This is a genomic window from Mesorhizobium sp. M0166 (genome assembly GCF_040322255.1).
Classification (GTDB): domain Bacteria; phylum Pseudomonadota; class Alphaproteobacteria; order Rhizobiales; family Rhizobiaceae; genus Mesorhizobium.
Window position 1 is genome coordinate 1 of the sequence record NZ_JAMYTD010000057.1, and the last position, 22172, is coordinate 22172.

General features: G+C 62.0%; 16 protein-coding genes and 5 pseudogenes. 6 read left to right on the forward strand and 15 right to left on the reverse strand.

What is annotated here, in order from left to right:
* Window positions 1-399: 399 nt before the first annotated feature.
* Entirely contained in the window at window positions 400-804 is a 405-nt protein-coding gene (locus tag NKJ46_RS31970; protein ID WP_352670933.1) for a YybH family protein, read from the reverse strand.
* Between the two features lie 383 nt (window positions 805-1187).
* Between NKJ46_RS31970 and NKJ46_RS31975 the strand changes: the two genes are divergently transcribed.
* From NKJ46_RS31975 to NKJ46_RS31990, 4 genes are all read left to right on the forward strand, one after another.
* Window positions 1188-2777 (forward strand): GMC family oxidoreductase, encoded by a 1590-nt coding sequence (locus NKJ46_RS31975; protein WP_352670934.1) that lies wholly within the window; start codon window positions 1188-1190, stop codon window positions 2775-2777.
* 99 nt (window positions 2778-2876) lie between these two features.
* Window positions 2877-4136, forward strand: coding sequence for an efflux RND transporter periplasmic adaptor subunit (locus tag NKJ46_RS31980; protein ID WP_502903487.1), 1260 nt, complete (start codon window positions 2877-2879; stop codon window positions 4134-4136).
* Complete coding sequence (locus NKJ46_RS31985) at window positions 4133-7306, forward strand: efflux RND transporter permease subunit (RefSeq protein WP_352670937.1); 3174 nt, start codon at window positions 4133-4135, stop codon at window positions 7304-7306. The genes NKJ46_RS31980 and NKJ46_RS31985 overlap by 4 nt, the downstream gene beginning before the upstream one ends.
* A 269-nt stretch (window positions 7307-7575) precedes the next feature.
* The gene (locus NKJ46_RS31990) at window positions 7576-8766 is read left to right on the forward strand and encodes an ABC transporter substrate-binding protein (protein WP_352670939.1); all 1191 of its coding nucleotides are present in this window, start codon (window positions 7576-7578) and stop codon (window positions 8764-8766) included.
* A 258-nt stretch (window positions 8767-9024) separates the two neighbouring features.
* Here NKJ46_RS31990 and NKJ46_RS31995 read toward each other — a convergent pair whose 3' ends face one another.
* The 10 genes and pseudogenes from NKJ46_RS31995 to NKJ46_RS32040 form a co-directional block, all read right to left on the reverse strand.
* Entirely contained in the window at window positions 9025-9444 is a 420-nt protein-coding gene (locus tag NKJ46_RS31995) for a cupin domain-containing protein (protein WP_352670941.1), read from the reverse strand.
* Window positions 9445-9497: 53 nt separating this feature from the next.
* A pseudogene (locus NKJ46_RS32000) lies at window positions 9498-9808 on the reverse strand (helix-turn-helix transcriptional regulator); the annotation flags it as partial.
* A 65-nt stretch (window positions 9809-9873) separates the two neighbouring features.
* Window positions 9874-10263, reverse strand: a pseudogene (locus NKJ46_RS32005) (GNAT family N-acetyltransferase).
* A 93-nt stretch (window positions 10264-10356) separates the two neighbouring features.
* Window positions 10357-10833 carry a pyridoxamine 5'-phosphate oxidase family protein gene (locus NKJ46_RS32010; protein ID WP_352670944.1) on the reverse strand — a complete coding sequence of 159 codons (477 nt, stop codon included), beginning with the start codon at window positions 10831-10833 and terminating at the stop codon, window positions 10357-10359.
* Window positions 10824-11447, reverse strand: coding sequence for an FMN-dependent NADH-azoreductase (locus NKJ46_RS32015; protein WP_352670946.1), 624 nt, complete (start codon window positions 11445-11447; stop codon window positions 10824-10826). Before NKJ46_RS32015 ends, NKJ46_RS32010 begins: the two co-directional genes overlap by 10 nt.
* Window positions 11444-11596, reverse strand: a complete 153-nt coding sequence (locus NKJ46_RS32020) for a hypothetical protein (protein WP_352649065.1) — start codon at window positions 11594-11596, stop codon at window positions 11444-11446. Before NKJ46_RS32020 ends, NKJ46_RS32015 begins: the two co-directional genes overlap by 4 nt.
* A gap of 131 nt (window positions 11597-11727) precedes the next feature.
* On the reverse strand, window positions 11728-12645 hold the full coding sequence (locus NKJ46_RS32025) for an NADP-dependent oxidoreductase (RefSeq protein WP_352670949.1): 918 nt from the start codon (window positions 12643-12645) through the stop codon (window positions 11728-11730).
* 158 nt (window positions 12646-12803) lie between these two features.
* The gene (locus NKJ46_RS32030; protein ID WP_352670951.1) at window positions 12804-13445 is read right to left on the reverse strand and encodes an MFS transporter; all 642 of its coding nucleotides are present in this window, start codon (window positions 13443-13445) and stop codon (window positions 12804-12806) included.
* Window positions 13412-14124: pseudogene (locus NKJ46_RS32035) on the reverse strand (IS6 family transposase). Before NKJ46_RS32035 ends, NKJ46_RS32030 begins: the two are co-directional and overlap by 34 nt.
* A gap of 367 nt (window positions 14125-14491) precedes the next feature.
* Complete coding sequence (locus NKJ46_RS32040) at window positions 14492-15925, reverse strand: glucoamylase family protein (RefSeq protein ID WP_352670954.1); 1434 nt, start codon at window positions 15923-15925, stop codon at window positions 14492-14494.
* Between the two features lie 1042 nt (window positions 15926-16967).
* On the opposite strand from NKJ46_RS32040, the pseudogene NKJ46_RS32045 reads away from it, so the two are divergent.
* Both NKJ46_RS32045 and NKJ46_RS32050 read left to right on the forward strand, forming a co-directional pair.
* Window positions 16968-17911 (forward strand): annotated as a pseudogene (locus tag NKJ46_RS32045) (IS630 family transposase).
* Window positions 17912-18331: 420 nt separating this feature from the next.
* Window positions 18332-18508, forward strand: a pseudogene (locus NKJ46_RS32050) (IS6 family transposase); the annotation flags it as partial.
* Between the two features lie 87 nt (window positions 18509-18595).
* Here NKJ46_RS32050 and NKJ46_RS32055 read toward each other — a convergent pair.
* Genes NKJ46_RS32055 through NKJ46_RS32070 form a run of 4 tightly spaced genes read right to left on the reverse strand, consistent with a single transcriptional unit; the run spans window position 18596 to window position 22156 of the window.
* Window positions 18596-19366, reverse strand: coding sequence for an ABC transporter ATP-binding protein (locus NKJ46_RS32055; protein WP_352670956.1), 771 nt, complete (start codon window positions 19364-19366; stop codon window positions 18596-18598).
* A complete protein-coding gene (locus NKJ46_RS32060; RefSeq protein ID WP_352670959.1) occupies window positions 19363-20352 on the reverse strand; it encodes an ABC transporter ATP-binding protein in 990 nt (329 codons plus the stop codon). The genes NKJ46_RS32055 and NKJ46_RS32060 overlap by 4 nt, the downstream gene beginning before the upstream one ends.
* Window positions 20352-21194: an ABC transporter permease gene (locus tag NKJ46_RS32065; protein ID WP_352670960.1), complete on the reverse strand. Its 843-nt coding sequence runs from the start codon at window positions 21192-21194 to the stop codon at window positions 20352-20354. The genes NKJ46_RS32060 and NKJ46_RS32065 overlap by 1 nt, the downstream gene beginning before the upstream one ends.
* Entirely contained in the window at window positions 21191-22156 is a 966-nt protein-coding gene (locus NKJ46_RS32070; protein WP_352670963.1) for an ABC transporter permease, read from the reverse strand. Before NKJ46_RS32070 ends, NKJ46_RS32065 begins: the two co-directional genes overlap by 4 nt.
* Between the last annotated feature and the right edge of the window lie 16 nt (window positions 22157-22172).

Here is a 22172-nt window from a genome sequence, read left to right on the forward strand (position 1 = left end):
ACGCCAGATCGGGTCGCCTGCCATGTCCACAAGCCTCTATAGTGCTCAGGCCCAAATCAGCTCGGCTCCGGGACAGCGGGACGACCCCATCTCACGCAGTCATCCGGCCTGCGCAACTGGGTGAATGGCCCTTCCGCGTTCCAACCTGACCTGGGTTTTGATCGGTTCGGTCTTCGTTGCCTTCGACTGAAGACGCTGAACAATACCCAGTTGCGCCTGACCGAGTAGTGGTTGCTGCCGAATTTGATAAATTCAACCCTGACATGAATAATCCGGCTGAGCGTCTCAGCGACCGGCGAAACTTTATGAATCACGCGAGCCCATGCCGACGCGCGTGAACAGGAAGCCCGGAGCCTCGACAGCCGGATTCGCGACGGACCGATCCGTGGCGCACATGTGTCAGGAAGGCTGTCGCTCAGCCGTCCCTTGATTGTTGTCAATCAGATACCGCCAGCATCCATCGGCGCCGCGGCGCACGATATCGCATGCCGAGCCTCCGAGGTGCACCTGCTCGCGGTCGGGCCCCGTGCCGTCGATTGACCAGTCCACCACGATCTGGGCGATATCGTCGGCAACGAACACATGGCGCACTTTAGCAACCAGCGGGAGGCCGAGCCTGAGATCGTGCTCGAGTCGGGCGGCGATCTCTGCTCGATCGGTGATGGTTCGCCCGTCGTTGGCGATGAAGACGGACTCCGGGGCGTGCAAGGCCATCATCGCGCCGACCTTGCCGGAGTTAAATCGCTCGACAAGCGAGGGGATAACGCCTTCGGGTTCGGTAGGGAGCGGATAGGAGTCGGACATCAAGGGTCTCATGTTCGTGTTGGTTCAACCGCGATGCGGGGATGACACACACTTTGCGGCGGTTCTTGATCGCAGCGCCCGACGAACAGTTCCAATAGCCGATGCATATTGTTTTCATAGCGGCAGGGAATGGCGAGGTGCCAGTGTTCATTCCAATCGCAAGTTAAGCGAGTTGCCCGGGCCGCGACATCTCACGCCGCGAGGCGCGCGCCGATAACGATCGGCTATCGACTCTATGGCGAGAGGTCATTTCCCTGGCCGGCGTTCCAAGGTCATTTTCCAAAAGGCGGTCCAATTACTCTCAGTATCCGGCACCGCGATGGCGCCGCGCCAGCTCCGGTTGTTCATTTAAAAATACAAACAGCGCGAAAGAGAAGACACTGATGTCCGAGGAAACCTACGATATTGTCATTGTTGGCGCGGGCGCCGCCGGTTGCGTCGTTGCAAGTTATCTCGCCGAACACACAGATGCCTCGATCGCGCTGATTGAAGCGGGTGACATGGATCGCGATCCATTCATCCATATCCCTGCTGGTTTCGCCAAAATACTCGCCACCGGCAGGCATATCTGGAACTACGAGACGGTTCCTCAGCACGGCACAAAGCGATTCTATCCTTCGGGCAAGGTGCTCGGCGGCGGCTCCTCGATCAACGCATTGTGCTACGTCCGTGGTCAGGTCCGAGATTACGCCGCGTGGCAGGACGCAGTCGGCGATACCGGCAAATGGTCGTATGAAGACCTGCTCCCCGTCTTCATGTCGCAGGAACTCAACGACACCTTCCACGACGAATTTCACGGCATCGATGGAGGTCTCGCGGTCCAGTTGCCCAAGGGCATCAATGAGCTGAACCAATATTGCCTAAAGGCCTTCCAGGAATATGGGCTGCCCTACAACCCAGACTATAACGGCAAGAGCCAGATCGGCGTCTCGCCGGTGCAATCCACGGTCGGACATCAGCGCCGGTGCAGCGCGGTCGACGCTTACCTGCGTCCGCACCTCGCCTCGGGCCGCGTCACCCTCCTCATTGGCAAGACGGTCGTCCGCATCCTCGTCGAGAACAAGCGGGCTGTCGGCGTCGAGCTCATGGACAATGAGATGATCATGGCCGGCGAGGTTGTGCTGTCGGCCGGCACCGTCCATAGTCCGACGATCCTCATGCACTCGGGCATTGGGCCAGCCGAGCACCTGCGCCAGCACGGTATCGCGGTGGTCGTCGATTCTCCGGAGGTGGGCGAAAATCTCCACGACCACGCGATCGTACCGGTCCGCGCCTACGTAAAGGGCGACCTTGGTTATCAGGCGGCCGCGCAGGGCCTTGGGAGCGTGAAAGCGGGCCTGCGCTATTTCGCGACCAAGGATGGCCCGGCGTCGGGCAACGGCATCGAGACGGTTTCCCACTGGAATCCGTCCGACTTCGCCGCCGAACCCACGATCCAATGCTATCACGTGCCCATCATCGCAGAAGATGGAATCAGCCCTACGGGCGACCGCTCGGGCATCACCTTCGAACTCGTAGTGCTTCAGCCGAAAAGTCGCGGCTGGGTGCGGCTCGCCGACAGCGACCCAACGTCGATGCCGCTCATCAACCCAAACTTCATGGGCGAGGAACAAGACCTGAGGGCCGCAGTAGGCTCGGTGCGGGCGATCCGCAAGATCATGGCGCAGGAGTCGCTGGCGCCGGTCATCACGGAAGAGATCGATCCTGGCCCGCGCATCCAGTCGGACGCCGAGATCGGCGAGTGGGTTAAGAGTGCCGTGACGACCATGTTTCACCCGGTCGGCACGTGCCGCATGGGCCAAGATGCGCGTGCAGTGGTTGACGCCAGGCTCAGGGTTCGCGGGGTCGACGGCCTCCGGGTGATCGACGCCTCGATAATGCCGAACATCACCAGCGGCAACACGAACGCCCCGACCCAGGCGCTCGCGCGCCACGCCACGGCGATGCTGGTCGAGGATCTGAAGCGGACCTAGAGGCCTCTGGCGCGAAACGACGACGGCGCTGGCAGCAGTTTCCCGCCCGTCGACCTATCCAATTCGACTGCAACATTCTAGATCCTCGGGGAGACTGAAGTGAGTGCGACTGACAGAACGAAGTGTCCGGCTCCGGCAACCCGGCTCGATCGCGGTTCGCTTCGCCGCCTTGCACGATGCGGCGGCGCACCGATCGGCTTGCTGTTAGCGCTCGCGCTCGTGGGCTGCGATGACAAGGCGCAATCGCAGGCAGCCGCGCCTCCGCCGCCGCCGGTGACGGTCGCGCAACCGGTTAAACGGACCGTCACTGACTGGGACGAGTTAACCGGTCGCTTCGAGGCGATCCAGGAGGTTGACGTCCGCGCTCGCGTCGGCGGCTTCATCGACAGTGTAGAGTTCGAGGATGGCGCGATCGTCCATGCCGGCGATCTGCTCTACACCATCGACCCGCGTCCGTTCGAAGCAGTCGCCTTGCAGGCCCAAGGCCAACTCGATGACGCGCGGGCCAAGGCCGAGCTTGCCAAGCGTGAACTCGACCGCGGGCTGAGTCTGGTCCAGACCAGCGCGGTGTCCGAACAAGCCGTCGATCAGCGCCGTCAGGCGCTGCAGGCGGCGCATGCGGCCGAGACGCAGGCCGAGGGCGCGCTGAAAGCCGCGCAGCTCAATGTCGAATTCACCCACGTGCTGGCGCCGATCACCGGCCGCGTCAGCCGCCATCTGGTGACTCCGGGCAATCTCGTGCAGGGCAGCGAGGGCGGCGCGACGCTCTTGACCTCGATCGTGTCGCTCGATCCGATCTACATCTATTTCGACGTCGACGAGGCGACCTATCAGCGCAACAGCAAGCTGTGGATCAAAGGCCAGCGGCCGAGCTCGCGCGACACGGCGAACCCGGTGCAGGTGACGCTGACCGGTGAGACCAAGCCCTCGCATGAGGGGAAGATGGACTTCCTCGACAATCGACTGGACGTCTCGACCGCGACGCTGTTCGGCCGTGCGATTATCCCGAACAAGGATCTCTCGATCCTGCCCGGTCAGTTCGGCCGGGTCCGGATCATCGGCTCCTCGCCCTACGAGGCGCTGCTGATCCCGGACACCGCTGTCGCCACCGACCAGTCGCGCAAGATCGTATTCGTGATCAAGGATGACAACACAGTGGAAGCGAGGCCGGTCACGCTCGGCCCGCTCGATGAGGGCCTGCGCGTGATTCGCGAAGGCCTCAAGGCTGAGGACCATGTCATCATCGACGGGCTGCAGCGCGCCCGTGTCGGCGCCAAGGTGACGCCGCAGATGGCCAAAGCCCCGGCGGGTGACAAGCCCGCGTCAGACGCCAAGCCCCCGGTAGGTGCCAAGCCATGAATCTCGGCAGGCTTTCCATCAACCGGCCGATCCTCGCGATGGTGCTGTCGATCGTGCTGCTGATTGTCGGTGCGATCGCCTATCAAACGCTGCCGGTCTCGGAATATCCGCAGGTGGCGCCGCCGACCGTTACCATCACCACGCAATATCCGGGCGCCTCGGCGCAGACCGTATCCGACACCGTCGCCGCCCCGATCGAGCAGGAGATCAACGGCGTCGAGGACATGCTGTATCTCTACAGCCAGGCGACCTCGAGCGGCCAGCTCACCATCACCGTCACCTTCAAGCTCGGCACCGACCTCGACAAGGCCCAGGTGCTGGTGCAGAACCGCGTCGCGATCGCGCAACCGCGGCTGCCCGAGGAGGTGCAGCGCAACGGCGTCGTCACCCGCAAGAACTCGCCCGACATTCTGATGGTCGTGTTCATGCTGTCGCCCGACGACACGTTCGATCAGCTCTACATCTCCAACTACACGTCGCTGCAGGTCCGCGATCAGCTTTTGCGGCTCGAAGGCGTCGGCGACATCAAGATGTTCGGCGCGCGCGACTACTCGATGCGGTTGTGGCTCGATCCCGACCGGATCGCCAATGTCGGTCTGACATCTAGCGAGGTGCTGGCAGCGATCCGCGCGCAGAACCTGCAGATCGCGGGCGGACAGATCGCGGAGCCGCCGATCGCCGATCGCGCATTCCAGCCTAACCTCGTCTTCACTGGCCGCCTCAAAGATATCAGGCAGTTCGAGGACATCGTGGTGAAGGCCGGCTCCGACGGCCGTACCGTGCGGCTGCGCGACGTTGCCCGCGTCGAGCTCGGTGCGCTGTCCTACGCGACCAGCAGCTTCATCCTGCGCAAGTCGGCCGTCGCAATGGTGGTGACGCAACGGCCCGGATCGAACGCGCTTGCCACCGCGAAGCACATCTCCGACACGATGGCGCAGCTCAAGACGAGCTTCCCGAAGGGGCTCGACTACAATATCGGCTACAACCCCAGCGAGTTCATCGCCCAATCGGTCCATGAGCTGATCAAGACGATCTACGAGGCGATGGCGCTCGTCGTCATCGTGGTGCTGGTGTTTTTACAGGGGTGGCGACCTGCGATCATCCCGATCATCGCGATCCCGGTGTCGCTGGTCGGCACCTTCGCGGTGATGGCCGCGCTCGGATTCTCGATCAACAATTTGACGCTGTTCGGTCTGGTTCTCGCGGTCGGCATCGTGGTCGACGACGCCATCGTGGTTGTCGAGAATGTCGAGCGACATCTCCAGCTCAGTATGAGCCGGCGCGAGGCGGCGCTCAAGACCATGGAAGAGGTTGGCGGCGCGCTGGTCTCGATCGCGCTGGTGCTCTGCGCGGTGTTCGTGCCGACAGCCTTCCTGGGCGGCATTTCCGGACAGTTCTTCCAGCAATTCGCCGTCACCATCGCGGTCGCGACCGCAATCTCCTTGTTCTGCTCGCTGACGCTGTCGCCGGCACTGACCTCGCAGATCCTAACTCCGCATAAGGAGAAGCGTCCGCCGGCGCGCTGGAACATCATCGCGCGCGGCTGGGACAGCTTCACCGCGCTGTTCAACCGCATTTTCGATCGCTTGGCGCGAGGCTACGCGGCCGCCGCCGACTTCGTGATCCGCCATACAGTGGCGATGCTTGTGATCTATCTGGCGCTGATCGGCAGCACCTGCTGGCTGCTGGTGAGCACCCCGCAGGGGTTCATTCCCGCACAGGATCGCGGTTACCTCATCATCTCGGCGCAATTGCCAGGCGCCGCGTCGCTGGTGCGGACCGCAGCGGTGGTGCGCGAAATCGAGCGGATTGCGCTGGATACGCCAGGTATCGTCCGTGTCGCGGCCTTCGCCGGCTTCTCCGGCGCGACGCGCACGGAGGCCGGCAATGCCGCGGCGTTGTTCCCGGTGTTCGACGAGCCGGAAGCCCGGCAGAAGAAGGGATTGTCGGCGAATGCGATCACGGCCGATCTGCGCAAGCGGCTGTCGGTGATCCAGGGCGCTTTCGTCATCGTCATTCCACCGCCCGCGGTGCCAGGCATCGGCACCGGCGGCGGCTTCGCCATCCGCATCCAGGATCGACAAGGGCGCGGTCCCGAGCTGCTCGCAGCCGCGACCGACGAGCTCGTCGCCGCCGCTCGGAAGTCGCCAAACCTGACCTCGGTATTCTCGCCGTTCACGGCGAATACGCCGCAGCTGTTCGTCGATATCGATCGCGTCAGGGCGCAGAAGCTCGGCGTCCCCATCGCCAACATCACCGACACGATCGAGACTTACTTCGGCTCGACCTATGTCAACGACTTCAACCTGTTCGGACGCACCTATCACGTCACCGCGCAGGCCGGTCTCCCATTCCGCAAGGAGACCTCCGATCTCGCGCGGCTGCGTACCCGCAACGCGGCCGGCGATACGGTGATGCTCGGAAGCGTCGTGGGCTTCAAGGACATCTCGGGACCCGATCGTGTCGCGCGCTACAATCTCTACTCGGCGTCCGAGCTGCAGGGTGAGCCGGCACCGGGCGTGAGCTCGAAGACGGCGCTCGACACCATCAAGCAACTGGCCGACAAAACATTACCGAGCGGCTTTTCCTTCGAATGGACCGATCTGTCCTATCAACAGGCGACGGGTGGCAATGCCGGCCTCTATGTGTTCCCGATCTGCGTGCTGTTCGTCTATCTGGTGCTGGCAGCGCAATATGGCAGCTGGACGCTGCCGTTCGCGGTGATCCTGATCGTGCCGATGTGCCTGTTCGCGGCCACGATCGGCGTGCGCATCATGGGCCAGGACGTCAACATCCTGACCCAGATCGGCTTCGTCGTGCTAGTGGGACTGGCCGCCAAGAACGCGATCCTGATCATCGAGTTCGCGCGCGACATCGAGCTCGAGGGAAGGTCGCGGCTGGAGGCTGTCATCGAGGCCTGCCGGCTCCGCCTGCGGCCGATCCTGATGACTTCGTTCGCCTTCATCCTGGGCGTGCTGCCGATGGTTGTGTCGACCGGTTCCGGCTCGGAGATGCGCCAGGCGGTCGGCGTCGCCGTGTTCTTCGGCATGCTCGGCGTCACGCTGTTCGGCCTGATCTTCACGCCGATCTTCTATATGGTGGTGCGCGACCTCGCGGAAGGCAAGAACGAGGGCAAGCCGACCCAGACGACGGCGGCCGCGGCGGGATAAGTCAGGGTGACGCCGATGCACGATGAAGCCGACACACTATCTCCGTCACCCTTAGGAGCGCGGAACGCGCGTCATGAATGGTGCGCGGCCCTGCCGGCGCCATGCACCCTTCGTTGCTCGTTCCTCTCCGCACCTCAGGAAGACGCGTCTGAAGCTGCAGGCCTAAAGGGGCAATTCTATTGGCTGAGCCGAAATAGACGGGCGGGTGTGGGGATACAAAACAATCATGCGCCGTTTTTCGCTGATAGAAACTGTGGGAGACCATAAAAATGAAAACGGGATTTTTCGCCGCGGTCGCGGCGTGCTGCCTGTTGCTCGCGGCGCCGGCGTCGGCGCAGGGTGTCAAGATCGGCGTCCTGAACGACCAGTCCGGCCTCTATGCCGACTACGGCGGCAAATATTCGGTCGAAGCCGCGAAGATGGCGATTGAGGATTTTGGCGGCGAGGTGCTCGGCCAGAAAATCGAGTTGGTTACCGCCGATCACCAGAACGAACCCGATCTCGCCGTCTCGATCGCGCGGCGCTGGTATGACATCGACGGCGTCGACATGATCACCGATCTGACGACGTCGACGGTCGCGCTGGCGGTGCAGGAACTCTCCAACGAGAAGAAGAAGATTGATATCGTGGTCGGCGCCGCGACCTCTCGCATCACCGGCGACGCCTGCACGCCCTACGGCTTCCACTGGGCCTTCGACACCCATGCGCTCGCGGTCGGCACCGGCGGCGCGCTGGTGAAGGCGGGCGGCGATACCTGGTTCTTTCTAACCGCCGACTACGCGTTCGGCCACGCACTGGAAAGGGACACTAGCGAGATCGTCACCCATGCCGGCGGCAAGGTGGTAGGTTCGGTTCGCGTGCCGCTGAACTCGTCGGACTTCTCCTCCTTCCTACAGCAGGCGCAGAGCTCGAAGGCGAAAATCGTCGCCCTCGCCAACGCCGGCCGGGATACCACCAACTCGATCAAGCAGGCGGCTGAGTTCGGCATCTTCCGGCAGGGCCAGAAGCTTGCCGGCCTCCTGATGACGCTCTCCGAAGTTCGCGGCCTCGGTCTCGACGCGGCGCAAGGTCTGGTGCTGTTCGAAGGATTCTATTGGGATCACGACGACCGGAGTCGCGCTTTCTCCGAACGATTCTTCAAGCGTACCGGACGCATGCCGAACATGAACCATGCCGGCACCTATTCGGCAACGCTGAGCTATCTGAGGGCGGTGAAAGCCGCCGGCACCAAGGACTCCGAGGCAGTGGCCAAGAAGCTGAAAGAGCTGCCGGTCGACGACGCCTTCGCCAAAGGCAAAGTGCTGGCCAACGGCCGCATGGTGCACGACATGTACCTGTTCGAGGTCAAGAAGCCCTCGGAGTCAAAGAAGCCGTGGGACTACTACAAGCAGCTCGCGGTGGTGCCGGGCGATCAGGCGTTCTTCACCGCCAAGGAAAGCGGTTGCCCGCTGACGAAGTGACGCGCGGCGTCATTTCCGGGCGATGCACCGTATTGAACCCGGAATCTTGAGATTCCGGGTTTCGGTTCGCTCATTAATCGAGGCGCGCGGAGCTTCGCCGATCGCCATCTCCTCTCTGGCAATTGAAGAGAATAAAAATGTTGGCTTCGAGCGTCATGCAGCTCGTGGCATTCCTCGCGACGAAACCACACCGCGGCGAACGACAAGAACGATCGCCTATGGTCCAGCCGTTTGGTCATGTCGCAGTTTCCTCGAGGGCTATTTGACGGGCGTGGTCAGAGCTTTGTCATCGGTGTCGAGGACGAAGACGGCAAGCAGCTTCGCCGGCTCGGTCTTGCTCGCATTGCGGCTGATCGAATGGAGCGCTTTCGGCTGTTCGGACCAGCTCTCGCCTGCCCGATAGATGCGTGTCTCGCCGTCATTCACCTTCGACTCGATCGCACCCGATATTACATAGGCATAAATGAAAGCCGACTTCCCGTGGGTGTGGGACGGGGAAGCCGCGCCCGGCGCGTAAACGACTTCCACGGCGATCAGCGACTTGCCGGGGATATTGGGAATCGTCGCCTCGAAGTTCTTGGTGACGGTTTCCGCTTGGCCGTCATGGGCTGCGACGGGGCCGGCCATCGAGATGGCAAGGGCGGCGCCGATAGCGGCGATGATGGTTCGGATCTTCATGGGCTTTCTCCTTTGAGTGTCGGTGGACTTGGTTCATTGTTTCCTCCCGGCCTTTAGGCCGCCGTGACTTGCAGCCCGCGGCGCACCGCTGGATGCGCGATTAACAGCCCCTCGCGCGCCAGACGGCGCCATTGCCGGGCGTCATCCTCATCCTGTCGGCAAACACACGCCGGAATGCAGCCTCGGATCGATACCCGATCGAGTCGGCCACGGCCTCGGTGGTCATCGCCGGCTTCTTCAGCTCGTTGGCGGCCAGGCTCATCCGGATATCGGTCAACAGTTCGACGGCTGAGCGGCCCAGCTTGTCTTGGAAGTGCCGTATGAAGGTGGCGCGTGACATGCCGCACAAGTCGGCCAGCGATGGCGATCATTTTTCAGGAGATGGCTCAACCGGTCAGCTTGGGGCATAGGAACTGAGGAATCAGCGCGTCAGGCAAGTAGTTTTCGGTAGTGGATGAAACCCGAGCGATCGGCGATGCGGTCGTAAAGCTGCCTGGCGTTATGGTTGGATTTGCGCGTCAGCCAGTACACGCGGGACGCCCCGCGACGTCTCGCATCCGCATAGACATGGTCGATCAGCGCGCGGCCGACGCCGCTACCACGCGCATCGTCCGCAACAAACAGGTCCTGAAGATAGCAGTCGTCGCTCGTCGTCCAGGCGGATCGATGGTAGATCGAATGCACCAGCCCCGATGCCTATTCGCCCATCATGGCAAGCGCCGCATGCATCGGCTCGATTGGGTCCAAGAAGCGCGCCGAGGTCTTGAGCGTCACAGACTCGGGGATATCCACGTCGTAAAATCGCTGATAGCCCTCCATAAAATGCTCCTGAAATTCGGATGCCGCCCCGCTGCTATGTGCGGACGGGCGCGGACGTGACCGGTTGGGCCTCGTTCTTCGCGGACCCTGCACCTATGTACCGATGGGTTTCACACCGTACTTTTGATAGTAGCTGCTCCTGATCTCGTCCTGACTTCGAGGAGGGTCGGCAAAGACATGGGCCGGGGAAAGCAACGGGGTGATCGAACTGGCTTCGATTTTGACAACGTGATCGACAGGATACTCAGGGCCGTTCGTCGCCCGAACCCAGTCGGCGATCATAAAGAACTCGGCATCGTCTGGCGGCAGTATCAGCGCGCGGCCCTTGAACCGATAACCGCGCCTCTGAAAAATATCGACTGCGTTAATTTCGACGGCGGGATTGCGCTTCAAATTCAGTATCGTCCGCGGCGATGCGATATCGGCGAAGTAGAGAACGCCGCTCCTGACCGTCAAAGACGCCTTCGGCGAAAGATTTGGCGTTCCGTCTTCGTTGACTGTCGCGACGAACGACAGTATCGCCTGCTTGATGATCGCCTCAATGTCGGCAGTGATTTCAATCATAGACATGGAACCTCTCTTATGACCGTGAGATCGATAGCCGCGAGGGCTTTGTCCCTCGCTAATGTGGCCTGGTCCCGGTTGAGAAACGCAGTGGCCTGCACGGATAGGAATTGCTGGGTTTTCAGCCCAATGCTGCCCAGCACCACCGACAGATACGGCGTGAGAAAATCGGGCTGGTTGGCTCGGTCGCCGGTAAAAACGCCGCCAGAAGCGATCCCGATAAACACCGGACGATCTCGGAGCATTCCCACCTTCCCGGCCGGCGTCGACATGAACGTGCGACCGGCGCGAAGGATTTGGTCGATCCACGCCTTGAAGACCGACGGAACGGTTAAGTTGTTCATGGGCGTTCCGATGACAATCACATCGGCCGCCTCGACTTCCTGAATAAGCGCCTCGGAAAGCTCCAGCGCGCCCTTCGGCGGGGCCGCCAAGGTGGCCGGCGACGACAGGGCAGTCGCGTAGTCGGACGAAGCGTGCGGCAGGGGGGCGGCGGCAAAGTCTCGCCGGCTGATGCTCGCCCCGGGGGCAACCTCAAGGAGCTTTTTGACGATCGCCGCTGAAAGCTGGCGGCTTTGCGATTCTGGACGCGGACTGCAATCAATATGGAGGATGTTCATGCGAACGATCCCGATGGCTTTACGAAACCAATCACGTTGTCAACCGGCCCTTCGCGTTTGGCGAAGCGGCGCGCGTTCGTGTTCGTCGCCGCGGTATCAAGAACCAGGCGATCGCAATATTCATCGATGCCCAACACGACTATCTTCATGGTTTACTCTCTTTCGTCGGTCGCCGGAGGATTCCCGCGCCGCGGATCATGCCCGCCTCGAACACCTGCCCCGGATTGTCGATTTCCTGTGTCTGTTTGGTGGAAATGTTGCTTCGATGGGCGCGTGTCGCTCACGGATGAACGCGGATGATCGTCTTCCCCGCGCGTCGCTCGGTCGCGTTGAAGGTGGCGACGGCACCCTCGAGGGTCGAGACGTTGCCGATGTTCGTCCGCAGTCGTCCGTCCCGCACCCGCTGAACGATCTCACTCAGTTGGGCACGATCGGACTCGACGACGAAGTCGACCGCCAGGCCGTTGGTGGGCCGTGCCTCGGCCAGGCCGGCGATGGACACCAGTGTTCCTCCGGCTCGAATCAGGGCTGCGGACCGCTTCCCGATGTCGCCGCCGAGGACATCGAACACCAGATCGACGCCCCCGACGTCTTCCAAGGCGTCGTTCTCGAGGTCGACGAACTCCTTCGCGCCAAAGTCGAGCGCCTTCTGACGGTCGGCAGCGCGTCCGGTGCCGATGACGTAGGCGCCGGCCTCACGTGCGAGCTGCGTCACCATCGAACCGACTACGCCGGCCGCGCCGTGCGAGAGGACGCTCTGCCCCGGCCGGAGACGGCCGTGCTCGAACAGCCCCTGCCATGCGGTCAGGCCCGGCATCGGGAGGCTCGCGCCCACCGTGAAGTCGATATCGCCCGGCAGCGGCGCGAGGTTGCGTGCCTCGACGGCCACATACTCGGCAAGGGTGCCGTCGCGATACCAGTCCGCGAGGCCGAACACCCGCTGTCCCACCGACAGTCCGCTCGTACCGTAGCCGAGGGCGGTGACCACTCCGGCCAGCTCGTGCCCAGGGATCGACGGTGTTCGGTCACGATCGAGGCGATCGGTCCAGGTCGGGGGCCACGTCAGCTCATCCCAGGTGAATCCCGAGGCATGAACCTGAACGATGACGTCGTTTATCGCTGCCTGCGGCTCGGGCCGCTCCACCAGCTTCATCCCGGCAGTTCCCGCAGCCTGGTCCGTCACGACGATTGCTTTCATCTTCCACCTCTCGATCCGTGGGATGTCGTCATTTTTGGGAATTTCTTTACAGGTGAACGAAAATAGAACGGCGAAAACCGATGGTCCAATGACCTTCGGCTATGGAATCGATGCCACCCCCCGACGCGAAAAAAATTTTGAATCAATGAGGTTTGATTTTAACTGGCACCACTCTCGCAGGCGCGCGGTGTTTGAGACTCGCCGATGAGGATGGTGATGCCGAGGGCGACTACGGCAAAGGCAATGGCCGCGTAGGGCGTCGCGGTCAAGCCGGGCCCTTCCACCACCCTACCTCCGATGAACGAGCCGCCTGAGATGCCGAGGTTGAACGCCGAGACATTCATTCCATACGCTGTCGCCACTGCGTCAGGGGCAACCGCACGGGCGACCTTCACGACACCGTCCTGCATGATCGGAGGGATCGCGAACCCAAAAATGCCCCAAATCGCGAGGACCACCAGAATTGCCACTTCGACGCGCATTGCGAGAGCGACGAGCACGAAGGATGCGATCAGGCCGATGAGCGTGGTGACCATTGTCCTCGACGTACCGATCTTATCGGTCAGCTCGCCCCCAGCGAAGTTGCCGACGACGGTTGCGCCGCCGAAGATCACCAACGCGATGCTGAGGGTTCCGTTGCCCACACCAGTTACCTCGGTGAGGATCGGCACCAGGAACGTGAAAATTACGAACGTACCGCCGAACGCCGCAGGGCATCGTAAAGTTGTCGACGAACTGGCGCAAAGATCCCCCGTGAAGTTGGGTTTCAGGTGGCCGTGACCCTGGAGATTTGGCTCCACGTCGCCATGGCGGTGTCTCGCAGATTTCGATGGTCGGATGATGAAAGAGCGTGGCGGGGAAAGTGGAACAGGTTAGCGACGGGATCGTGGATGGAGAGGAAACGCTGAAGCAGTCGCGTCGACTTGAAGCGTTTCATGATCCTCTCTCGTCGTCGGATCGGCTGGTGCGAATTCTCCGCCCGATTGTTCAGGCCCTTATGGCTCCGATGCTCCACACCCGGCATGATCTGTCGTCTCGCAGCGTCGTATGATCGAAGCTTGTCGGTGATTATGACGCGCGGAGGTCGCCCTTGTGCCGTAAGCAGTTTGCGCATTAGACGTCTGGCGACCTTTGTATTCCTGCGGCTGCACCAAAACGTCGATGACGAAGCCTTCCTGGTCGACGGCCCGCCAGAGCCAGCATTTCTTGCCCTCGACGCTGACGACAACCTCGTCGAGATGCCCCTTGTCGCCGAGGCGGCCAGCGGATCGGCGACGGACATCATTGGCGAAATGCCGTCCAAATTTCTCCGCCCGGTTCCGGATCGTCTGGTGGGTAACGATGATGCCGCGGGCCGCCAGCATGTCCTCGACCATGCGCAGGCTAAGCGGGAAGCGGAAGTAGAGCCAAACCGCATGCGAGATGATCTCGGCCGGAAAACGGTGGGCGATAGAGCGGATCACGGGCAATCTTCGACATGCTGCCTGATCACAAATTTTCATCATCCTTCAGTTAATTTTACGGTACCCGACGCGGCAAACCCAACGGATTGCTCGTTCAGACTGCCGGGTCAGCTGGCAGCTTCTGTGCCGGCCGGGTGCCAGACCCCGAACCCGATTCAGTTCCAAAGAGTCTTTAAGCTCGACCGAGAAAAAGATTCGGGAGCGGAGCCATGATTGCCGCGCGACACCGAGTGGCCCGAGCTGGCGGTCGTTTGCCGATGTAGCAGGCAGGGCCGACTACAACGCCTCGAAACACTTGTGCGCGGAGTTTCTATCGCAAGCGGCAGGCTGTGCCCGCCGTTCGACCACGAGACCGCCATCCTCGGTGATATTTCTTCATCCGATTACGCGGCAGTGTCGACCGTCGTCCGCTGGGAAAAGCCTAGCTTGGCGAGCCCTAGTCGGATTTCGGGGCAGCTCATAAACAGGCGCCACAGGAGCCCACTCCGATAGTTCTCGATCATGATCACGATCGGCCCTTGATCAATGGCTAGATGGGACTCCGCGTACCAATCCATCGCCGGACTAAATGCGTCCGCGAAGCCATAGTCGCCCCAAAGCCTCTCGCTGCGCGAAGCAAAGTGGCGAAGCGCCCGATGGCACTCCGCTGGGGCATAGGGGAAGGAGCCAAGCGCAGCGGCCGGGGTGATCACGCCCAGATCGCGGTCGGGAGCGTGTGCGACATAGCCATCGATACTGTCACTGGCTGTCAGCCCCCAGCAATCGGCGCCATAGCCGTCGAATTTCTGAGGATTGCGGATGCAATGCGCCTGGTTGATGAGAGTACTAGAGACGTTCTGCCGCCAATAGTCGGCGTAGCAATCCCGAAGACGTCTTGGGTCGAGCCCCAGAAAGGAATAGTGAGCGAAAAAGAGGGGACCTCCATGATCGGGTCCGAGGGGGAGCGGAATACCGTCGAAGCTTCGGCCGTTGGCGAAGGCCTGGTCCGCGGCCCAGCCACGGTGATAGACACTCGGCTTGATTGCATGCCGCGGGGCGGACGCGGCGAGGACAAATGCGATCAGGCATTCGTTCCAACCCTTGATCGGGTGGTCCATCGCCCAACCGTGCACCGGGCTCCAATGCCAAAAGAGCGAATCGGAGCCGCGGGCGAACCAGTCCCATTCGATGTCTTGCCACAGCGCATCGATGAGGCTGCGCAAAAGGCACGCTTTGGCTTCCGATCCTCGGAAATATTGTCGCGCCGAAAGAAGCCCCACAATCAAATACGCAGTCTCGACGATGTCGGCGCCATCGTCGCATTGACTAAACGGGATCGTTCGGCCGCTGTCGCCATTCATCCAATGAGGAAAGGCGCCGTGGTGGCGCTCTGCCTGGCCGAGAAAGCACACCATCGTAAGCAGGCGATCGAGAGCGGCCTGCCGGCCGATCCATCCGCGTTCGACGCCTGCAAGGATCGCCATGATGCCGAAGCCGGAACCGCCTGTCGTGACGATATTCGGTGTCGCGTTGCTCCGCTCTCGCGTAAGGCCGCTCGTCGGATGGCCAAATTCCCAGAAATATCGAAGCGTCTGTCGCTGCACGGTATCGAAGAGCTCGTCCAAAGACGCACCCCGGTGGGGATTGACGCTATGTCTGGGGCGAGTGGGGATTTTGAACGGCGTTTCGGTTACAGACGCAACGGAATGGGCTTGTCTATTGAAACGAGAACGCCAGTCACGCAGAGGCGATGCGCGATCCTGAGGCTGTGGCAAGGCGTTGCTGGCCAAGGGCGGCGCGATCGAGCCGGTGGGCGCCTGAGGTGCTTCTGTGAACATGGTCTCGCACCCTTCAGTGTTATGGGCCTGAGATGTGGGTTTCTCGCCGGTCGTTAGTTTTGGCGAACGCCGCGAAGTGGCCTCACCAGGCCTTGGGCTGCTCGAAGATCGTGCGCCCTGCTTCCATACCCGCCTGATGCGCGCACCAACGGTGGTCGTCCTGCGAATCCTTGACGAAGCTTCGTGTAAGCTCATGGCGCCTTGGAACCCGGGGAGAGGTGGTAAGCCGGACCGGATAATTGGGTTCGAGGCCATCAGAGAGAATCCGCCAAGGAGTGTTTGTAGTGGCGTCCTCCCAGCATATCTTCGAACAAAAGTAATATTGGAAAGGTCTCTTTTGAAACACACCGCCACAGTTGATACAGATCATGGCTTCCTCCATGCCGGTAGGATGGCTGTCCTTTTCGGACCAGAGCGCCATCTCCAGATTAGGCGCCAGTTTACCTCGCCCGTGATGATGTTCTATTGCAATGAAGTGTGTCGGACCTACCTGTTTAGGCGTTGCGCCGCATACTTTGGTTTACGTCTCCCCAACAATTGGATTGTCTACGACCGCGGCCTCGATAGCGGTGTGGAGCGAGCCGATGGAAACCATCGAGTTATGCCCGAGATCGCTCGCCTGGCCGGTTTAGTGGCGGCTGGGTGTCTAGTCCCCAAAACGGATGCAATTCCAGAGAGCTTTAAGCCGCCCGAATGGAGCATACGGGAGCGATGCCGATTGGAGCGGAACCAAATGGCCCGAGCTAGTGGTCGTTTGCCGACTTAGCAGGCAGGGCCGATGACAGGCCGTGCCCGCGTTCGAGCGGTTCCCTGCTCGGTCCGTGCGGCAGTTCATTCATAGAGAACGTGCCGAAAAGGTAAGATGTCTATACCGCGGAATAATAGCGGGCGGAACTACCCGCGAGTTAACAATGCATGCCACTGAAAAGTATTCTCGAACGGCTTGAGAGAGAACTAGAGCACGTCCGGGGATCGATGAATCGATTGTGATGTGACGGCCGGCGCAGCTTCTGATTCAACGTCTCCTTTCAGGAGGTGGACGATGGCGCGAGCGCTCGGAGAGGATCTTAGATTGCGTGTTTTGAAGGCTGCGGATGAAGGGACTTCGGCGCGTCAGGCGGCGGCACGATTTGGGGTGGGGATATCGAGCGCGATCCGCTGAATCGCAAGGGCCAGGCTGGGCGAGACGACGCCCCGGCCGCAGGGACGGCGACGCGGGTCGCGGCTCGACGGGCACGCAGACTTTATCGTCGGGCTGATCGAGCAGCACAAGGACATCACGCTGAACGAGATGGTGGAGCGGATCTCGACCGAGCGGTCGCTGAGCATCGGCCGCAGCACCTTGAACGATTGGCTGCGCGGGCACGGCTGGACGTTCAAAAAAGTCCGCACATGCACTGGAGCAGGATCGTCCCGATATCCTGAGACGCCGGCGCGCCCTGGTTCGACGGCCAGCTCGATCTCGACCCAGCGAAGCTCGTCTTCATCGAGGAGACCGGCCTGTCGACCAAGATGGCGCGTCTGCGCGGGAGAGCACTGTGCGGCGAACGCTGCCGGGCCGGCGTGCCGCAAGGTCATTGGAAGACCACCACCTTCACGGGCGCGCTGCGGCTGACCGGCATGACCGCGCCATTCGTCTACGACGGCGCCATGAACGGCAACGTGTTCCTTGCCTATGTCGAGCAGGTGCTGGTCCCGACATTGTCGCCCGGCGACGTCGTCATCATGGACAACTTGCCCGCCCACAAAGCCGCGGGCGTGCGGGACGCAATTGAGACCGCCGGTGCGAGGCTGATGTTCCTCCCGCCTTACAGTCCCGACTTCAACCCCATCGAGAACGCCTTTGCCAAGCTCAAGGCGCTGTTGCGCGCCAAGGCCGAGCGGACCATCGCCGCCCTGTGGAATACAGTCGGCGCCGTTGTCGACCTTTTCACGCCCGCAGAATGTGCCAACTACTTCAAGGCCGCTGGATATGACCCGGATTAAATCGGACGTGCTCTAGGCCAGAATACACGCAGTCGCAACGCAACCATCGAGGGTCAGAGGAGCCTAACGCTCTCACTCCCTCTAAGGTACCGCCGAGGTCTCATGAACCGTGGTGGTTCCAGGCCGACAACCCAGAGAATCTTTGGCGAAATGCAGTCTCATAGAATGGTTTTGTCGACCTGAGCCCTGCCCGCCGGAAGCGGGATGTTGGTGCGGCCGAAATAGATGCGGCCGTATGTGGGGTGGATGAGGCTCGGCAAACGAGTTACTCGCAAACGTGGGCCGCTACGATCGTAGGCGAGGCGCATCCACTTGCGCGTCCCTCTGCACCAGTTTCCTTGGGTTCCCGCCGTAACCTAGCTCCTCCAGGGGCGCTGTCACATTGTTATTTAGGCAAGGATATTGGGATAGCTGCGGGGCATGAGCAGGACCGCGCCGACCTACAAGAACCACCACTATCCCATCGAGATCATGGCCCGTGCGGTCTGGCCGTATTTCCGGTTCAGTCTGAGCCTGCGCGACGTCGAGGAAATGTTGCTGGAGCGCGGCATCACCGTTTCCTACGAGACGATCCGCCGCTGGTGCCGAAAACATGGCTCCGATTATAATCCTCAGCGGGCACCGCTGAAGAGTGGCAGAACATCAAATATAGAACTCTTTCGATTTTATTGGGGTTTAACAGTATCAACGGTTTAGAGCGGGGGCCCGAGTGACGCTCGGCCACGCAGCCAGCAATTCACACGTGTAGGCTTCCCGAGGCGACTTGAACAGCGAACCGACCTCGCCCCCTTCGACGACTTTGCCGGCTCGCATGACGACAGCGTTTTCGGCGATCAGGCGCACGATCGCCAGATTGTGGCTGATGACAACCAGCGTGATGTTGTCGGACCGCCTGATGTCCTGCAACAGGTTGAGCAGATCGCCCTGCACGGAAACGTCGAGACCAGCGGTGGGTTCATCGGCAATCAGGATCGACGGCTTCATCAGCAGCGCCCGGGCGATGGCCACGCGGCGCGCCTGCCCGCCGCTGATCTCGTGCGGGTATTTTTCTATGACGCTCTGTGGCAGGCCAAGCCGGTTCAGGATGACGCGCAGCCGCTCATGCGTAGCGGCATGCGGTTCCCTCAGCACCGTGCCGACCTCGTTCATCAGCTTGCGGATGCGGCTGCGCGGCGACAGCGAGGCGGCCGGATCCTGGAAGATCGGCTGGATGAAGCTGGCGCGCCGCTTCAGCGCCGCGCGGCCAGGCACCAGCGGGTTGCCGAGGATGCCGATCTCGCCCTGGTCGAGTTTTTGCAGGCCGAGCACGGCGCGCATCAGCGTCGTCTTGCCGGAGCCGGATTCGCCGACAATGCCGAAGCATGTACCTTGCGGAATGGTGAGCGACACACCGTCGAGCGCGGCGGTCTCGCCGAAGCGCAACTGCGCATTGCTGATCGAGATCGCGTCGGTCATAGCGTCGCCAGCCGCAGGCAACGGGCGCTGTGTGCGGCGTCATTACGGACGGGATAATCGCCGGGATTGACGACAGCGCAATCCCCGAACGAGACATCGCAGCGTCCGTTGAAGATGCAGCCGATGGGCCGCCGGCGCGGGTCCGGCAGGTCGCCTGCGATCACCGTGAAGCGGTTTTGCGAGGCATCGGCATGGCGCTCGCGGTCGATCGGCACTTCGCAGTCGAACAGCATGCGCGTATAGGGATGGCCGGGCTGCTGCTGCACCTCTTTCACCGTGCCGCTTTCCAGTTTCTCGCCGGCATACAGCACGGAGATTGCGTCGCAATATTCGGTGACCAGACCGAGGCTGTGGGTGATCAACAGCACCGCGCAACCAATGCGGTCGCGCAAGCCGATGATCTCGCGCATGATCTGCGCCTCGACGGTGACATCGAGCGCCGTGGTCGGCTCGTCGGCGATCAGCAGCGCCGGTTCGGACAAGAGCGCCATGGCGATCACCACGCGCTGGCGCATGCCACCTGAGAGTTCATGCGGATACTGGTTCATGCGCCGCCCGGGGTTGCTGAGCTGGACCTTGGCGAGCGCATCTGCGGCCATCGCAACCCTCGTCTTGCGGTCACTGCCGGGCGCGCGCCGGCGGAGCACTTCGCAAAGCTGCGTGCCGATGGTGAACACCGGATTGAGCGACAGCATCGGATCCTGAAAGATCATCGCCATGCCGCGGCCGCGCAAGGCAGCCGTCGCGTTGCGCTTCGTCAGGTCGAAATTCTTGCCTTCGATCGTCGCCGCGCCCGACGTCACCTTGGCGTTGTTGGCCAACAGGCCCATCAGCGCGAAGGCGACAGTGGATTTGCCGCTGCCGGATTCGCCCACCAGCCCGAGCATCTGGCCCTTCTCAATGTCCAGTGACACGCCACGCAGCGCATGCGCGATGCCCTGCTGCAGGCTGTAGTTTACTGAGAGATTGCGCAGCGAAATCGCCATCAGCGTGCCCTTGTCGACTTGGGATCGATGACGCGCCGCAGCGCTTCGCCGAGCAAGGTCGCGCCGAGCGTGGCGATGGCCAGCACCAGGGCTGCGGCAACCGTCGGCCACCACGACTGGTTGATCGAGATGAAGCCGTCCTTGATCAGCGTGCCCAATGAGGATTTCGGCGGCTGCACGCCAAAGCCGAGGAAGGACAGCGAGGCCTCGAAGGCGATCACCACCGGCAGGTTCATGCTGGCCAGCACGATGATCGGCCCGGCGACATTGGGCAGATAGTGCCTGACCACGATGGTGACGGGATGGACGGCGAGCATCCGCTCGGCCTCGATGAAAGAGAGATCGCGCAGCGTCTGCGCGCGGGCCCGCGCCATGCGGCCGAACTGCGGAATGAACACGACGGTGACCAGCAGCACGAAGGTAGCCGAGCCCTTGCCGTAAAGCGCTATCAACGCGAAGGCGAGGATCAGCGGCGGGAAGGCGTTGACGATATCGAACACCGCCGTCACCGCCCGGTCGATCCAACTGCCGACGATGCCGGCGACGATGCCGATCAGCGAACCGATGATCGAGGAGATGACGACGATCATCACCGCAAGAGCTAGCGCATAGCGTGTGCCGACCGAGGTGCGCGCCAACAGATCGCGGCCGAGATTGTCTGTACCCAACAGATGCGCCAGCCCCGGTGCCGCGAAGCGGGCCTTGATGTCGATGGCGTTGGGATCAGGGCTGACCAGCGGCCCGACAAGCGCGAACACCAGGATGAGACAGGTGAAGGCCAGGCCGAGCCGGCCGTCGCGCTCCGAGCAGATGCGTTTGAGTGTCGCGAAAAACCCGCTCATCCCCGCCCCGCCGCGATACGAGGATCGAGCAGCGCGTTGATCATGTCGACCACGAGATTGGCGACGATGTAGAAGGCGACGATGAACACGACGCAGGCCTGCACGACGGGGTAGTTGCGTTGCGCGATCGAGTTGAAGATCAGGCTGCCGATGCCCGGTCGGGCGAAGATGATCTCGACGACGACCGAACTGCCGATCAGGTCGCCGAGCCCGATGCCGAGGATCGACACCACAGGCACCAGCGCGAGTTTCAGTGCGTACAGCCCGACGATGCGGTATTCCGACACGCCATAGGCGCGCAGCGTGCGCACATGCAGTTCGGCCAGCGTGTCGAGCAGTGCGGCGCGCACCAGCCGCGAGATGTAGCCAACCCAGCCCAGCGCCAGCGCCACGCTGGGCAAGATCAGATGCGCCAGCCGGTCCGTGATGTCGCCGGGGTTGCCGGCTCCGGCCACCGGCAGCCAGTGCAGGCCGATGGCGAAGATCAGGAACAGGATGACCGAGACCACCAGCGTTGGCGTGGTGATGAAGGAGATCGATAGCAGCGCCAGGCCGCTGTCGAGCCACGAGCCTGGTTTCAGCGCCGCGATTACGCCGATCGGAATGCCGACTACCAGCGCCAGCGCCAGCGCGCTGAAGGCCAGCGCCAGCGTGTTGGGAACGACATCGAGCACGATGTCGAGGATCGGCCGGTGCGAGACGACATCCTCGCCGAAATTGCCAGTCGCGGCGCGGCTGGCGAACAGCCAGAGCTGCTCGACCATGCTGCGGTCGAGGCCCATGTCATGGGTTATCTGGGCACGCAGCTCCGGCGTCGCTCTCGGGCCGAGCATCACCGAGGTGAAGTCGCCCGGCACCAGCCGCACCATCAGGAACAGAAGCAGCGTGGCGCCGGCGATGGTCAGCACCACCGACGCCAGACGGCTCGCGATGAAGGCGGCGGTCCGTTGCGATCTGGTCATGAACGCTCCGGATCTA